Genomic DNA, 15,013 nt, shown 5'->3' on the forward strand with positions numbered 1-15,013 from the left:
AGCAAGCAAACGAGCTGGCCATGTGCAACACATGGCCAGCTCGTTTTATTCTTCTCATTAGGGTAACCTGCCCGTTTGACTCAAAGCGGAATCTGCTCGAACACAACGGCGGGTTGGTCCGCGTCCTTAAAGGCTTTGCGAGGGCGAATATTGAGCGTCTGGAACAGTTGCAGATCAGCGTCTTCGTTCGGGTTTGGCGTAGTCAGCAGTTTATCGCCCGCAAAAATAGAGTTGGCTCCGGCCAGAAAACACAACGCCTGCTCTTCAGTATTCATGCGAACCCGTCCGGCCGATAAACGGACCATGGCTTTGGGCATGATGATCCGCGCCGTAGCAATCATCCGAATCATCTCCCATACCGACACCCGCGGCTGATCTTCCAATGGCGTTCCTTCTACGGGTACCAGCGCATTGACCGGCACGGATTCGGGATGCTGCGGTAAGGTAGCGAGCGTGTGCAGCATACCAATCCGATCCTGATCCGACTCGCCCATACCGATAATGCCGCCCGAACAAACCGAGATACCCGCTTTCCGGGCGTGTCCCAGTGTATCCAGGCGATCATCGTATGTCCGAGTACTGATAATGTCGCCATAGAACTCCTCGCTTGTGTCGAGGTTATGGTTGTAGGCATACAAGCCCGCGTCTTTGAGCTTCTGCGCCTGGCTTTCGGTCAGCATACCGAGGGTACAGCATACTTCGAGACCCATTTCATTAACGCCCTGTACCATATCCAGGACTTTGTCGAAATCGCTGTTGTCACGCACTTCGCGCCAGGCTGCACCCATGCAGAAGCGCGTGCTGCCCGTGTCTTTTGCGCGCTGGGCAGCGGTTAGTACCTCGTCTACTTCCATGAGCTTGTGCACTTTCACAGCGGTATGGTAGCGGGCCGCCTGCGGGCAGTAGGCACAATCTTCGGGACAGCCACCAGTCTTAACCGATAGCAGCGTGCAAACCTGCACTTCCTGAGGATCGTGGTGTTGGCGGTGTACGGTGGCAGCCCGGTACATCAGGTCCAGAACGGGTGAATTGTATATTTCGGCGATTTCAGCACGAGTCCAATCAGTGCGAAGCATAGCAGTACGATTTTTAATTGACGAGACGAACCAGATACAATCCGCTCTACTCTCCGAATGATGCGTTCAGATCATCAAAAATCGTAAACCAGCACGCGTAAATCAATAGTATGCCCGTTTATTTCAATCCAAAGAGAAACCGAGTCACCTTGAACGGCTTGATGAGCAGTAAATAAACAGCAACGCAAACGACTAATGTTGAAAGGCTTACCACCAGAAATCCGTCGTAAACACCCAGATTCGTTCTCGTTAAAACGGCATAGCCAATGATAACAATTACCGTCTGATGGAGTATGTAAAAAGGGTAAACGGCTTCGTTTAGGCGGGGCAAAACTGGCTTATTGATGTTTAGATAGCGATAGCCATAAGCAACAGTCGCCAGCACCGAAGCCACCATGAGGCATTGCCGGTTCGTAAAATACGTGAAGTCGAGCCAGAAAACCGTATCAATTTCATCGTACGTAAACCAGTAACTCATTCCGTACATAACGACCGTAAAGACAAGTGTTGCCACCAGAAAGATATGGCGTTGTTTGGTAAGAATTGCCCAGAACTCCTTTCGGCTCACTAGCAGATACCCAAACCAGAACAGCAACAGATTTTCTGCAAAATAGGCCCAGTCGTTTACCAAAGCGTGGGTTTCGTCGGGGAAATACGGCCGTAGCGCATACTGGCTGGCCAGTATACTCACAATTATGATCCACAATGCACCACCCGGCAAGGCGATCAAGCGACCAAAGCCAGACGTGAATCGTTGCCCGCTGGCGGATTTCAACCAGCCAAATACAGGGATACTAAGCAGCGAGAAGAGAAATAAATATGTAACAAACCAGAGATGATGCCAGCTAAAGGCCCCGCCCGTTCCTCCATCGCGATAGGGCTGAAAGTTGAATACCTCCGGGTAAAACTCACTGTAACTCCCCGAAAAACGGCCACGAAACAACCACTCCAGATAGATCTGGGGCGGCACAATAACGAACATCCCAAATACGAGCGGGACGAAAAGTCGGCGGACACGTTCGCCAGCATATACGCCAAGTGACCGTTTCCGTAGGGCAAAGAATGTTCCGGCTCCGGAAATTAAGAACAACAGGGGCATCCGCCATTGGTGAAGCCAGCGCATCACTTCTTGCATCGGCCGACTATGTTCGGCGCTTTTGATATGCCAGCCCCAGGAGACATAGATCATGCCGGTATGGTAAAATAACAGGGTTAAAATGGCAATGACGCGAAGCCAGTCGAGATCATATCGACGTGAAGTAAGTGGTAAGGACGAATCTGCGTCTACTTTAAAAGCACTGAACGTTTGTTGTTGGGCGGGTGCCATGAGCTACATGCGATTTTGTTTGATGTCCCAAAAATGAGGCTCAATTACGCCTAATGGCCTATGTCCCGGTATTCACGAAGTTCATGCCGACCGGGACGAAGTCGGGCGAACTCCCGTCTGGGTCACGTCCGACTTCGTCCCGGCGACTAATTGCCGGTACTGGGCCGGGGTCTGGTTGGTTAGCCGCTTAAAGGCCGTATGAAAAGCGGAAGGTGAGTTGTAGCCTACCCGCTCGGCGATCTCGTCGATTTTCAGATTTGCCGTAGCGGCTTCATTCAGCAACCGTTGTGCTTCGGCAATTCGGTAAGTAGCCAGCCAGTCGAAGAAGGTTTGCCCCAATCGGTCATTCAATAGCTGCGATAAATTATGCGGACTCGTATCGAGCCGGGCCGCTAGTTTGGGCAGCGACAGGTCACTGTCCAGATACGGTTTCTCGGCTTCCAGCAGGCGGTTGAGTTTGCCCAGAACCGCATCCTCTACTTCTTCCGACAAGGTCGATTTTTCGTATTTCTTTTTCGTCTCGACGGTCGTTTCTGGCAAAGGTGGACTTACATTCGGTTCATCAGAGAAATAACTGGAGCCAGCCATAACCCGTATGCTCGTGCTATAAATAATCAACGTGAGGTAGCAGGCCAGTAAATAATCGCCCAGATCTTCATGAAACTGCGGTTTGATAATAACGATCAGTATGGGCACGATCAGAAACAGGATGCACTGGTTTCGCAGTTGCGCCAGGCGAGTGGGTGAGTTTTGCCAGAATGGTTTATCTGCCTGGCGATAGGCCTGATAAATAAGGACCAGCGCCAGCACATTATAGATCAGACAGCTCAGCAGCGTCATTTCGTCGATGTAGTCCCGAAGGTTAAAGAAATCTTCGGGTATATAGTGAGCTGGTTCCGAAGCAAACGGGAGCTCGGGATGATAAGCATTCAGATAGTTGTTGTATTTAACCTCTATCGGCTGGTATAGCCAGGAAATCGCATTGATCGCCCAGAGCACAGCCGGTATGAAATGCCATACCCAGCGCTTCGGCAATCGCCCTGCGATTCGGGCAAATACAAAGAGATAGAACAGCGGCCCCATCACAAAATTGAACGGTTCCGAGAAGTCGACGAAAGCCAGCAGCCGAAACATGTAGTTGCTGTAGCAAAGAAACATTTCGCCAATAACCGCCGATAAGGCCAGCATAAGATAACCCAGACACCGGTTGGCCACGCTTCCGCTTCGCTCGCCGGTCAGGAAAAATATGCCCAGAAATATCCCCTGCGCTACACCTAGAAAAATGATCAGGGCGAATAAATCAAGTTGGAGAGGGGGAGTTTGCATCGAATGAGTGTTGCTTAATGCAAGGTAAAAAAAAGACCTATGCGATCTTAAAAATCGCATAGGTCTTCACCGCGTAAACCAGTATACTTAACGAATCTCCATTTCGAAGGGCATTCGCATTTGCGTGCCTTCCATCATTTTGAGCTTCTTTATATATTTTACATACGGAGCCAGCTCGCCCAGTTGCGCCTGAATTTTAGCTTCCTCGTCGCTCCCAAACGACAGCATCAGTTGCTCCAGGAATTCTTTCTTGCGAGGTTGATACCGAAGTTGAAAATCATCCTCTTTCAAGTTGGCCGATCGTGCCGCCAGTTTGATGGCGTCGTCCAGTCCACCGAGTTGGTCAACCAGCCCGATGGCTTTCCCTTGTGTTCCCGTCCAGACCCGGCCACCCGCAATAGCCCGCAGGCTGTCAATGGGCAATTTACGGCCAGAAGCAGCTTTGCTTGTAAACTCAGCATAAATGCGCTCGGTAGCCCGTTGCATGGTCTGCTTCTGAAATGGGGTCATTTCGTGCGTGGCCGTCGGGAAATCGGCGTTGGTGTTGGTCTTCACCCGGTCGTAGGTCACACCAAGTTTGTCTTTAAAGAAGTTCTCGGTATTGAACATCAATGAGAATACGCCGATCGAACCCGTAATGGTGTTGGGCTGGGCCACAATCTTGTCGCATCCCATCAGCATGTAATAGCCGCCCGAAGCCGCATAGTCGGACATGGAGCCGATAACGGGCTTCACTTTACGCGCTAGTTGAACTTCTCGATACATTACATCCGACGCCAGGGCACTGCCGCCACCCGAGTTAACACGCAACACGATGGCTTTCACTTTATCGTCCAGCCGTGCTTTGCGAATTTCTTCAACGATCGTTTCAGAACCGATGCTGTTGTCGCCACTCTTGCCCGACTGAATATCGCCCGAAGCGATAATGACGGCGATGCGGTTTTTACTGGTTCCATCGGTATCATCGCTGGTCTTTTCCGACTCTTCGTAACGACTCAGCGATACATAATTGATTTTCTTTTTTTCCTCTACGCCCAGTTGCTTCTTTATCAGGCTTTCCAATTCATCCTGATAGCCGATATTCGTCACCAGTTTAGTCCGCAGGGCATCTTCGGGTTTCTGGATCGTCAGGTTGTTAGCGTAGTTTTTCAGCGAGTCGACCCGTAGGTTCCGACTTTGCGCCACCCGGACCAGCATGTGGTCATTCACCGAGTTCAGGAAGGAGTTTACCTGCAGGCGGTTAGGATCGCTCATGTTCTCCCGAATAAACGGTTCAACCGCGCTTTTGAAATCACCCACCTTGAAGATTTCGGGTTTAATATTCAACTTATCGAGGGTTCCTTTGAAGAACGAGAGTTCGGCATTCAGGCCGTTCCATTCCAGGTCGCCCGCTGGGTTCAGGTAAATTTTATCGGCTACCGACGCAATGTAATACCCTTTTTCGGTCATCGTCTCGGCATAAGCATAGACAAACTTTTTCGACTGTTTAAAGTCAATCAGGGCATTACGAACTTCTTCCAGCGAGGCCCAACCGGCCGACGGGCTTTCGGTTTGCAGGTAGATTCCTTTAATATTTGCGTCGCCTTTGGCTTCTTTCAGGGCTCGCTTCAGCTCGACCAGACCAATGGCATCACCCGAACTGCTAATGGGCCCGAATCCGTTAAATGGATTATTGACACTTCGCTCTTCAATGGGCTTATCCAAATCCAACTTTAAAACCGTGTTTTCTTTAACGGCCGGCTTGCTATCCGATGCGGAAGACAAGGCAGCTCCCGCTCCAATCAGGAGCAAAAAACCGATAAATGAAAACAACAGTAGACCAACAATTGTGGCTAATACATATTTAAGAAACTGTCGCATGAATAAAATGGCCTTGTTTAACAGGCTGTATACAAATATAGCCCGGAAGAAAGTTTCCGGGCTATAAAAGTGTTAAGTGAACGAAAAGACTGGACGAAAGGCGTAATCCTTACATCAGCTTATAATCGTTGACTGATGTCTGAATGACCTCCCAGGCTTCCTGCTGCCCATAAATATTAGCCAATTCCATGACGGCAGGCTCCTCGGGCAGGTTTTTGTAGGTCAGGAAGTAGTGACGAAGACGTTTTACAACGGCTTCGGGTAGCTGGCCCAGCTCGGTATACTGCCCATACATTGCGTCGCCTTTGAGCACAGCGATGATTTTATCATCGGCCTCGCCTTTATCGATCAGCCGGAAACCGCCGATGGGGATAGCCTGCAGAATCAAGTCACCGTGCGTGATTTCACGTTCGGTCAGCACGCAGATATCGAGGGGGTCACCATCGCCCATTTCAACCGTCTTACCCGATTTTTCACTGGCCAGCCGCGCAATTTGATCACCGCAATAGGTTTGGGGAATAAAGCCGTATAGGGCCGGTAATACGTTGGAGTACTGCTGGGGCCGGTCGATTTTAAGGTAACCGGTTGCTTTATCGATTTCGTATTTAACGGTATCGGTTGGAACGATCTCGATGAAGCAAGTTACTTGCTGTGGAGCCAGTTCGCCGATGGGGATGCCATGCCATGGATGGGCTTTAAAATTACTCTTCATTGGTTGTATTACTAAAAATTGACAATCTATTGATAAAATTAGGGAGCTAGATAGATACGTTTCGTTCGGTAAATCCTACTTTTTCGGCCACCAATTGTTCTGCTGAACGATTGAGGGTCTGGCGAACAAGCATTTCACCCAGAAATCCCGCCAGAAACAACTGAACCCCCAGAATGATGGCCACTAAGCCAAAGAAAAACAAGGGGTTGTCGGTCACATTCCGAAACTTGACCCCTTGAGCAATGTTGATAAGTTTCTCAATAATGAGCCAGATAGCCAGCACCGACCCGACAAAAAAGGACAGCGTACCGAAGGTACCGAAAAAGTGCATGGGCCGCTTACTAAACCGGTGCACAAAGCCGATCACCAGTACATCTAAAAACCCATTGACAAAACGCTCCAATCCAAATTTGGTTGTGCCGTATTTACGGGCGCGGTGCTGCACGACTTTCTCTCCGATCCGACTAAATCCGTCCCAATTGGCTACAATGGGTAGGTTTCGGTGCATATCGCCATACAGCGAGGGCGCAATCGTTTTCACAACCTTCTGTTTGTAGGCTTTCAAACCACAGTTGAAATCGTGCAGTTGTACCCCCGAAATCCAGCGCGAAACGGCATTAAAAAGCTTTGTCGGGAGTGTTTTGGTGATGGGGTCATAGCGCTTCTGCTTCCAGCCCGACACCAGGTCATACTTATCCTGCACAATCATGCGGTACAGCTCCGGAATCTCGTCGGGGCTATCCTGCAAATCGGCATCCATTGTAATGACAACCTGCCCGCGAGCAGCCTGGAAACCCGTTTGCAGTGCGGCTGTTTTGCCGTAGTTCCGGTTAAACCGGATACCCCTCACATTGGGATTTCGGTTTGCCAGTTGCTCGATAACCGACCATGAATCATCCGTACTGCCGTCGTCAACGAACAGAATTTCGTAGGAGAAATGGTGTTCCGTCACAACCCGCACAATCCAGTCGTGCAACTCGGGCAGCGACTCATCTTCGTTATAAAGCGGAATTAAAACGGTAAGTTGAAGCAATTCGGGCATATACTTTTTAAACGCAGAATAGAAACGCCTGAACGGCTCCACCCTGACCGGGCACAGGTATTACTACAAAGTTCGCAGAGTTTTCAGAATATTAGGTAAAATTCACGGAGTAATGTCCGAAATTCTGACGTATAGGTCTCGGCAAGTCGATTTTCAGGTAAATCGGTTGTTTTTTTGGGCTCGTAAATGGTCAACGTTTCTTCTTCCGGATAACGTTCCTCGAACGAAAAGCCGGTTATGATCCGAAATGCCGGCTTCTGTGCATTGTGCCGAAGCAGGAGCCGTTTGTAGGCATGCAGACCTGCCTGCTCGGCCAGAATGGCCAATTTTTCCGTTTCATAGGGAGGCAACAAAACCCACCACTGACCATCGGGTTTCATCAACCGCACCACAGCCTCGATCAGTTCCGGAAAGGGCAGTTCGTCCGTATGCAGCGCCCGGTTGACCGCCGAATCGGGCGAACGCAGGTGGTTGGTATAAAACGGTGGGTTGGTTAAAATTCGATCATACCGATCGGCCGGTTCAAAATCCTGAATGCGACTATGCCAAACATGCACCCGTTCAGCGAACGGACTAGCCACTACGTTTTCCTGAGCCTGCCCAAACGCAGCCTCGTCTACCTCAACGGCATCGATCTGCGCTCTTTGATTTCGCTGGGCGGTCATCAAGGCCAGTAAGCCGGTGCCGGTGCCAATATCGAGGATTCGCTTTACTAAGCCGCCCGCATCCGTTGACTCAATACCCGTAACCTCAGCGTAAGCGCCTAACACACAGGCATCCGTACAAACCTTCATGGCCGTACGATCCTGTTGGATGGTGAATTGCTTGAAACTAAACATCTGAACCGGGATTTTTATACTTTATGGAGTAGCCTATACGTCCAGTACGAGTCAGGGTCTTTATTCTAGCAATCATGTCAATCACAAAATTCCCGGTTCAGCTTATTTACGGCCAAAATCGGCCGGATTTTCCCCCCAAACGGTCGTTTCCCATTTCAGAACAGGGTTCGCAAATCGGTGTGTCTGAAGCCAGGTTTCAGCCCGGTCGAGGAGTTCGAATAGCTCGGCATTGCGGGCCGTTTCTTCCAGTTTGGTATTTGCTTTTTTCTTTTTTACCCAACCGATAGCCGTTCGGGAATCGGAATAAACCGGAATATTGCTGTTTTTCTGATGCAACAAGGCCAGAGCGTGAACAATAGCCAGGAACTCACCAATATTGTTGGTACCGTCGTGATAAGGCCCTTTCAAAAACAACTTTTGTTTCGTAGCCAGGTAGATACCCTGATACTCCATATCGCCGGAAGCGGTGTTCCACGCAGCATCGACAACCAGACTATCCTGAATGGGCAAGCCGACCAACTCGGTTAATTTTCCCTGTTTCCCCGCTGGCTTAGTCGCCTGCCCGATGTGGGCGTGAGGCTTGTCCTTAAATGCCTGAATAGCAGCCGGTTTACTATCGAAAGCCTTAAATAGCGGCTTGGCAAAACCATCGGTTTGGGCTTTTGCTTCATCCCAACTGTCATAAACGCCAGGCTTTCTACCGTGCCAGACAACGTAAAATTTGGGCTTTTTCTGCGCCATATAGAAGACGTTCCTTTTTGCAAAAGTAAGGACACATCCAGGTTTGTTCGACGTGTAGGACCGCAATTGTCCTACATAAACAGAAGAGCCCTGCTGATACAGGGCTTTTCTGTTTATGTAGTCAATGTCTATTTATCACTTTTCAACACGGACCAGAGCATGTACATCGTCAGCCCGGCCAGTGTACTCATCGCTAGCACTCGGGCCACATGAAACGAGGTTGGCGTTGGCATATCGACGATCCCGTTTTCGTCCGTAACAGCCGGTTGTTTCACGTATCGCCCTTCCGATGGAATGGAGCGGGATTCAAACTCGTGGGCCAGTTTGTTCAACCCAAGTTGCAGATCGAGGCCGCGTACAGAAACGCCATGACCCGTTCCAGCGGCAAGCGGATTCAGGTTGTTCAGAGCCAAAACCGATTTTTTCGCAGCTTGCCAGTCGCAGGTGAAGTAAGCGGGTGGCCCGTGGAATTCTTCACGCTGGGTAGCCACTGCCGTGATCGCGTTCTGGTTCGTCGTTACGAAGGCATCGCCCGCAATGAGCGTCCGATCTTTGTCGCGAAATAAGGAAATATGGCCCGGTGCATGCCCCGGCGTGTGAATGGCCCGCCAGTCGGGGAGTTCGGGAATTTTCCCATCGTCGGCAATAGGCTGGATGCGATCACCAAAATCCGATGGGCCAATGGGAAATACCCACGACATATATGACATGCCCCCTCCGCCAATGGCCGGGTCGGGTGGTGGATAACTTGATTTACCCCGTAAGTAGGGCAGTTCAAGTTTGTGGGCGTAAACCGGCACCTCCCACTCACTCAGCAGTTTTTCCAGCGAACCCGTATGGTCGGCATGGCCATGCGTGAGGATGATTGCATCGGGTTTGGTACCGGGGCCAAATAGCTGCTCAGCGCGCTTTTTTATCTGGCTGGCATAGCCCGTCAAACCGGCATCGACCAATACCCAGTGATTACCGGGACCGGGTGTTCCAATAAAGAATACATTAACAAACAACGTCTTAATTCCCGCCACATCGGCGGTTACGTCATAAGGGGTTTTTGTGTCAGTTTCAATTGACGATTCAACATCGACTTGCGTTTCCATAGGCGTTGAGCTTAGTTAGCTTTCCAACCCATAGACGCAATAGATTGTTTGCCACTATGCACCAACGGTCCACGGGCCTAACTTCGCTCCTCCCACACCTGCGCTACGTTGACAATGACGGCAACAGCCTTTTGCATGTCCTGCACCGATACCCACTCCTGTCGCGAATGAAAGGCATGTTCACCGGCAAATATATTCGGGCAAGACAGTCCCATAAACGATAGCCGTGAGCCATCAGTGCCCCCCCGAATGCTGCGTCGCTGGGCGGATAATCCGGATCGGCGAATGGCTTCGAGTGCGTTGTCAACAACGGCCGGGTGCTGATCCAGTACCTCTTTCATGTTGCGGTACTGTTCCTTCACCACAAATTGCACCGACGAGCCCGGGTATTGGGTCATTATGTCATTCAGCTGATTTTGCAGGTAGGTTTCTTTTTCCTGTAACCCTGCCTCACTAAAGTCACGAATGATGAATTCCAGCACGGCCTTATCCTGATTGCCCTCCATGCGGGTTGGATGCACAAAGCCTTCTTTGGCCTCGGTCGTTTCGGGAGAAAGCGCATTTTTCGGTAACGCGGCCAGTAAATCGGCCGCAATTTTCAGAGCGTTCTCCAGCTTTCCCTTGGCAAAGCCGGGGTGTGTGCTTACGCCCTGAATGGTAATTTTGACGGCATCGGCGGAGAACGTTTCGTCTTCGAGCGTCCCTAACGCTTCCCCATCAATCGTATAACCGAAGTTGGCTCCTAATTTCTGAATATCAACCTTTTCGGTACCGCGCCCTACTTCTTCATCGGGCGTAAACAGCAGCCGGATTCGACCATGTTTTACGTCGGGATGGGTCAACAGGTACTGCGTGGCATCCATAATTTCGGCCAATCCGGCCTTGTTGTCAGCGCCTAGCAAGGTAGTGCCGCTAGCCGTAATGATGTCGTTGCCGATCTGATTTTGTAGATCGGGGTGATCGGCTACCCGGATTTGCTGGGACGGATCATCCGGCAAGATGATATCTGCCCCATTCCATCGTTCGTGAATGATTGGCTTCACACCAGCACCCGTTACATCAGGGGAAGTATCTACGTGCGAGCAGAAGCAAATGGTCGGCACATTCGGCTTGTCTGTATTGGCCGGAATGGTTGCGTATACGTACCCCCATTCATCCATCTCGGCATCGGCAATGCCCATATCCAGCAATTCCTGCACCAACACCCGACTTAGGTCTTTCTGCTTCTCGGTACTCGGATTCGTCGTCGACTGCGGGTCCGACTGGGTATCGATCTGCACATAGCGCAGGAAACGGTCAACGGCGGTGTAGTGGTAGTTTTCCATCAAACATTTTCAGTAATTTTCGGCACGTCGCTGTCCGATACAATCGTTAGCTAGCTGCTTATCGGTCAGCTGATTGCCTTATACAGTAGGCACTAAAATCCCTTCCAGATCAGCTGGAGAATAATTTACACTTTTCAGGGTCTTGTGGTCGGCGTCGCGATAAACGAGGAATTTTCCATCTGATTCGATAAAATGGCAGGGAACGCCTTTGGCCTGATACTGGGCCACGGTGGCTTCGGCTTCGGCAACGGTCAGGCAGGCTTTGCTCATGTTAGAGCGCTGTACTTCATCAAATAATTCTTTAAATTTATCACCCAGGCCAAACTCAAGCACTGCGCCCGACAGCACATACTGCAAATCGCAAAGTGCATCGGCCACGGCCACAATATCGCCCTCGGCAATGGCTTCGCGCAGTTCGTCCAGTTCTTCGGCCAGCAGCGATACCCGAAGTTGACTACGGGCTTCTGACGGAATCCGGGGCGTTTCTAAAATAGGCGCATGAAAGGTGCGGTGAAATTCCGCGACCTGGTTAAGCGAGTCCGGTTGTTGCATAGTTTGTGAATGACGAATGAAGAGTTATGAATCAAGAATAGGGTCTATGCGTGTATTCTTGATTCATAACTCATCATTCGTTACTAAATTAAGTTAGTCTTCCTCCTCTTCGCTGCTGAAGGAATAGAGTGTTGTGTCTAACGAAAGGGTGTTTGCGTTGAACTGCGCGATAAAGTCTTCGATAACCTCATCGGTTATTTCGTCAACGTTCAGGCAAACGTCCAGAGCAATTCCATAATCAGACTCCAGGTCGACCTCAACGTGTTCCTGTACCTTAACCGTTTCGGTTTCTTCGATTTCCTCGATGATTTCGGTCAGGGCTGTTTCAGCCTCCTCTTCCAGTTCGGGCGCGATTTTGTAATTTGGCTTGCGTTCTTCGGGCGGCACATAGGTGGGGAACGTTTTCTGAACCTCTTCCACAGCCATTTCGTATACCAGACTACTGTGGTGCAACCGCAGCGTATACACCAGTGTATCGAAAATAACTTCCTGCCCCTGATACTGACCCGGGAACTGAATATGCCGACATTCGCCTTCTTCCAATACGTCCAGATCGTCGTCTTCTACGTAAATGAACGATTTACCTTCCTGGCTACACTCGTCTTTCAGTGCGCTGATCTCTTCTGGGTCGTACCCGTCATTTTTGTAATTTGCCATAGGGCAAAGCTAGTATTTCTTATCCAGAAACCATATCCGGCCCTGAACAGTCAGGCATTTTCTGAGCCTGTAGCACCTCGTTCAAGGAATTCAGACCAACCGCAACGCATTTCTCTTTCGCTGCGTAATCCGTTTACTACTCCGTCTTTATTTGATCGAAACCACTACCATGAAACAGCTCTTCCTTCTTACTTTTCTGATAGGCATATCCATGTCGGGGCAGGCGCAGGAGGTCATCATCGATACTACTTATTACGTGCCCCCACCCGTCGTGCGCCGACGGGTACTGACAGAAGATCCGGACAATAACCCGAAACATCAATCAGGAAGTGATCGACAAGCCAGTCGGAGACGGGAGTTGCTCGAAAAACTTACCGAAGTCCAAACCTGGTATGTGAGCGCCGAAACTGGCTTTCGCAGCGATGGCAGCGTATTGAGCAACTCCCTCGACCGGCTGGTCAGTAATCCGACACCCACGAAAGCTTCCTGGAGTGCTCTGCTGGGGTATACATACCACAACGCCTGGACAATTGAAGCGGGCTACACCCGTGCGCCTATTCACCTGAACATCAGCATTGCCAACGGGAGCACTCCTCTCGTTTTTAATTATCTGAATAGCGGCTACGGCATTCCGCTGCGTGTAAAACGGCGCATTGGTTCTGGAAAGCGGGCCGCGAATGGTACCGGCTTCTGGGTTACCGGCGGTGCCTGGCTGATTCCGAATGGTAACGGGCAAACGGGCGATTTTCGCCTGATTGGCTACAATCACTCTGGCCGGAACCGAGTCGATACGATCAGGCTGAATAACACGACAACCATACTCAAACAGGTTACGGGTATTGCTGAGCTTGGGCTTGATTATACGACTCGGCTGGCGTCGCGTTTTGAGATGGGGTTTTATGTCCGCAAGTACTGGGGGCTCAGTAACGCCCTGCAGTCTGATCTGGTTTATACGGTCAATAATGGGTCGAAAGCACAAGCTACCATTACCGCTGATGGAACGGGATGGGGCTTCGGCCTTTCTTTACGCTACCTGTATGGGCGCCAGTACGAAGTCAAAAATCCTAACCTTAAACCAATTCAAATACCCCAACGGTCGCGTTAGAGAACTGTCTCGCGACATAAATTAACCTGAATCAGAGATGACAAAAACGGCTATCCATTATTCTTTATCAGGAGTTAACCACGCATAAACGACGGCTTCGGCCAGATCAATAGCGGTATCAAGGGGCGTTATATCCAGCTGATCGAGGGTGTCGGTTGGCTGATGAATGCGTGGCATTCGGCCATCGGCGTCCAGCGCACACAAAGCCAGCACCGGAATTTTATTGCGCACAAACCAGACGCTGTCGAAGTCGGCGGTGTGCCAGTTCCCAACCTGCGTTCGATGCTGGAATGCCTCGGTTGTCGCTAGTTGACGTGCCAGACGGGTCGGCTTGTTATCGTACTTAATTTGTTCAGCGGTTCCTGTTTTCTCTATTATGGTAAGCTTGCCAGCGCCAAGGGTATCGAAATTGATCGCCATCGTTTGCGCCGGTTTCCATTCTTTCCGGTGCGCCTTCACATAATGATACGCGCCAACCATGCCAACTTCTTCGGCGCTGGTTAACACAACCTCAATTTCTACATCCGGCAAACTGGCTTCGTGGAGCCGACTGGCCGTCGCCAGGGCAGCGGCCACGCCCGTTGCATTATCGCTGGCTCCGTTGCTGTACCCTTTGAGCCAGTAGCCTGCGGTACCGATAACCGCCTGTAACAGAAAGTAAACCATCAGGCCATACCGCAGATAAGTCAGATACGGCAAGCCAACCCGGAACACTTCATAAGTAGCCGCCACCCCCGCTAACAACATCAGGAACAGGGAGATCAGAAGGGAGCCCCGAAATGAAGCCTGTCGTTTAGGGTTGTACAGAAGTGAAATGGGTGCAGTATCATAGTGCGCCATCAGGATGATTTTGCGCACGGGTTGCTCGCCCGCTCGGCGAGCTGTCCAGCGACCGATCACATTTTGATCCGTATGCTGAGCCGGAAACCTGATAATGAACGAATAACGCCAGTTGAAATACAAGATGGCCATCCAAATGAAATACCAGACCAGGCCAACAGCTACGCCAGTGACGGGCACAAGGGCCAGGCCCGTTAGCAAACCACCAATCAGCCAGTAGACGATGGTCGCGTATGTTCTGGGCGTTTCAAACGGTTCCATCTGCACCCTCGCTCCCATGGCACCAAGGTAGTTTTTCAACAGTGCAGCCGCTTTGGCTCCGTTGGCCGTGGCGGCCCCCCGATGAGGCAATGCAGTGAGGTCGCGGAGGATGGTCTGGACGGAAATTTTCACGCAGAATGGATTTACTTCACAGTTGGCAAAGGCCGTATGTATTACTGAGTGGCCAGATAACGTCATAACGACCGTACCGGAATTACGCAGCTTAGTTAAGGCTGACGCGTCATAGTTGAGC

General features: G+C 50.6%; 14 protein-coding genes. 1 reads left to right on the top strand and 13 read right to left on the bottom strand.

The features are described from left to right. Positions 1-80 precede the first annotated feature (80 nt). The 12 genes from bioB to ACYVAM_RS02050 all read right to left on the bottom strand — a co-directional run bounded on the left by bioB (position 81) and on the right by ACYVAM_RS02050 (position 12,554). Positions 81-1,076 (bottom strand): biotin synthase BioB, encoded by a 996-nt coding sequence (gene bioB / locus ACYVAM_RS01995; RefSeq protein WP_461063385.1) that lies wholly within the window; start codon positions 1,074-1,076, stop codon positions 81-83. 118 nt (positions 1,077-1,194) lie between these two features. Next, positions 1,195-2,403, bottom strand: a complete 1,209-nt coding sequence (locus ACYVAM_RS02000; RefSeq protein ID WP_461063387.1) for an acyltransferase — start codon at positions 2,401-2,403, stop codon at positions 1,195-1,197. An 81-nt stretch (positions 2,404-2,484) separates the two neighbouring features. Further along, positions 2,485-3,729 (bottom strand): helix-turn-helix domain-containing protein, encoded by a 1,245-nt coding sequence (locus ACYVAM_RS02005; protein WP_461063389.1) that lies wholly within the window; start codon positions 3,727-3,729, stop codon positions 2,485-2,487. 87 nt (positions 3,730-3,816) lie between these two features. Further along, entirely contained in the window at positions 3,817-5,589 is a 1,773-nt protein-coding gene (gene sppA, locus ACYVAM_RS02010) for a signal peptide peptidase SppA (protein ID WP_461063391.1), read from the bottom strand. A 109-nt stretch (positions 5,590-5,698) separates the two neighbouring features. Next, on the bottom strand, positions 5,699-6,301 hold the full coding sequence (locus ACYVAM_RS02015; RefSeq protein WP_461063393.1) for an inorganic pyrophosphatase: 603 nt from the start codon (positions 6,299-6,301) through the stop codon (positions 5,699-5,701). A gap of 46 nt (positions 6,302-6,347) precedes the next feature. Then, the gene (locus tag ACYVAM_RS02020) at positions 6,348-7,343 is read right to left on the bottom strand and encodes a glycosyltransferase family 2 protein (RefSeq protein ID WP_461063395.1); all 996 of its coding nucleotides are present in this window, start codon (positions 7,341-7,343) and stop codon (positions 6,348-6,350) included. Positions 7,344-7,426: 83 nt separating this feature from the next. Next, positions 7,427-8,182, bottom strand: a complete 756-nt coding sequence (locus tag ACYVAM_RS02025) for a tRNA1(Val) (adenine(37)-N6)-methyltransferase (RefSeq protein ID WP_461063397.1) — start codon at positions 8,180-8,182, stop codon at positions 7,427-7,429. A 102-nt stretch (positions 8,183-8,284) separates the two neighbouring features. Further along, a complete protein-coding gene (locus ACYVAM_RS02030; protein ID WP_461063399.1) occupies positions 8,285-8,923 on the bottom strand; it encodes a ribonuclease H1 domain-containing protein in 639 nt (212 codons plus the stop codon). Between the two features lie 128 nt (positions 8,924-9,051). Continuing rightward, positions 9,052-10,020, bottom strand: coding sequence for an MBL fold metallo-hydrolase (locus ACYVAM_RS02035; protein WP_461063401.1), 969 nt, complete (start codon positions 10,018-10,020; stop codon positions 9,052-9,054). Between the two features lie 77 nt (positions 10,021-10,097). Then, the gene (gene pepT, locus ACYVAM_RS02040) at positions 10,098-11,345 is read right to left on the bottom strand and encodes a peptidase T (protein WP_461063403.1); all 1,248 of its coding nucleotides are present in this window, start codon (positions 11,343-11,345) and stop codon (positions 10,098-10,100) included. A 78-nt stretch (positions 11,346-11,423) separates the two neighbouring features. Then, positions 11,424-11,897 carry a pyrophosphohydrolase domain-containing protein gene (locus ACYVAM_RS02045; RefSeq protein ID WP_461063405.1) on the bottom strand — a complete coding sequence of 158 codons (474 nt, stop codon included), beginning with the start codon at positions 11,895-11,897 and terminating at the stop codon, positions 11,424-11,426. A gap of 93 nt (positions 11,898-11,990) precedes the next feature. Further along, on the bottom strand, positions 11,991-12,554 hold the full coding sequence (locus ACYVAM_RS02050) for a hypothetical protein (protein WP_461063407.1): 564 nt from the start codon (positions 12,552-12,554) through the stop codon (positions 11,991-11,993). A 169-nt stretch (positions 12,555-12,723) separates the two neighbouring features. Between ACYVAM_RS02050 and ACYVAM_RS02055 the strand changes: the two genes are divergently transcribed. Next, complete coding sequence (locus ACYVAM_RS02055) at positions 12,724-13,659, top strand: hypothetical protein (protein ID WP_461063409.1); 936 nt, start codon at positions 12,724-12,726, stop codon at positions 13,657-13,659. Positions 13,660-13,716: 57 nt separating this feature from the next. On the opposite strand, the gene ACYVAM_RS02060 is transcribed toward ACYVAM_RS02055, so the two are convergent. Then, positions 13,717-14,892: a M28 family metallopeptidase gene (locus ACYVAM_RS02060; protein WP_461063411.1), complete on the bottom strand. Its 1,176-nt coding sequence runs from the start codon at positions 14,890-14,892 to the stop codon at positions 13,717-13,719. Positions 14,893-15,013 lie beyond the last annotated feature (121 nt).

It is taken from the genome of Spirosoma horti, assembly GCF_054776595.1.

Bases quoted from the DNA above. Each gene is read 5' to 3' on its own strand.
- ACYVAM_RS02020 (WP_461063395.1), bottom strand. From the start codon at position 7,343: ATGCCCGAATTGCTTCAACTTACCGTTTTAATTCCGCTTTATAACGAA.
- bioB (WP_461063385.1), bottom strand. From the start codon at position 1,076: ATGCTTCGCACTGATTGGACTCGTGCTGAAATCGCCGAAATATACAAT.
- ACYVAM_RS02030 (WP_461063399.1), bottom strand. From the start codon at position 8,923: ATGGCGCAGAAAAAGCCCAAATTTTACGTTGTCTGGCACGGTAGAAAG.
- ACYVAM_RS02005 (WP_461063389.1), bottom strand. From the start codon at position 3,729: ATGCAAACTCCCCCTCTCCAACTTGATTTATTCGCCCTGATCATTTTT.
- ACYVAM_RS02015 (WP_461063393.1), bottom strand. From the start codon at position 6,301: ATGAAGAGTAATTTTAAAGCCCATCCATGGCATGGCATCCCCATCGGC.
- ACYVAM_RS02045 (WP_461063405.1), bottom strand. From the start codon at position 11,897: ATGCAACAACCGGACTCGCTTAACCAGGTCGCGGAATTTCACCGCACC.
- ACYVAM_RS02055 (WP_461063409.1), top strand. From the start codon at position 12,724: ATGAAACAGCTCTTCCTTCTTACTTTTCTGATAGGCATATCCATGTCG.
- ACYVAM_RS02035 (WP_461063401.1), bottom strand. From the start codon at position 10,020: ATGGAAACGCAAGTCGATGTTGAATCGTCAATTGAAACTGACACAAAA.
- ACYVAM_RS02025 (WP_461063397.1), bottom strand. From the start codon at position 8,182: ATGTTTAGTTTCAAGCAATTCACCATCCAACAGGATCGTACGGCCATG.
- sppA (WP_461063391.1), bottom strand. From the start codon at position 5,589: ATGCGACAGTTTCTTAAATATGTATTAGCCACAATTGTTGGTCTACTG.
- ACYVAM_RS02000 (WP_461063387.1), bottom strand. From the start codon at position 2,403: ATGGCACCCGCCCAACAACAAACGTTCAGTGCTTTTAAAGTAGACGCA.
- ACYVAM_RS02050 (WP_461063407.1), bottom strand. From the start codon at position 12,554: ATGGCAAATTACAAAAATGACGGGTACGACCCAGAAGAGATCAGCGCA.
- pepT (WP_461063403.1), bottom strand. From the start codon at position 11,345: ATGGAAAACTACCACTACACCGCCGTTGACCGTTTCCTGCGCTATGTG.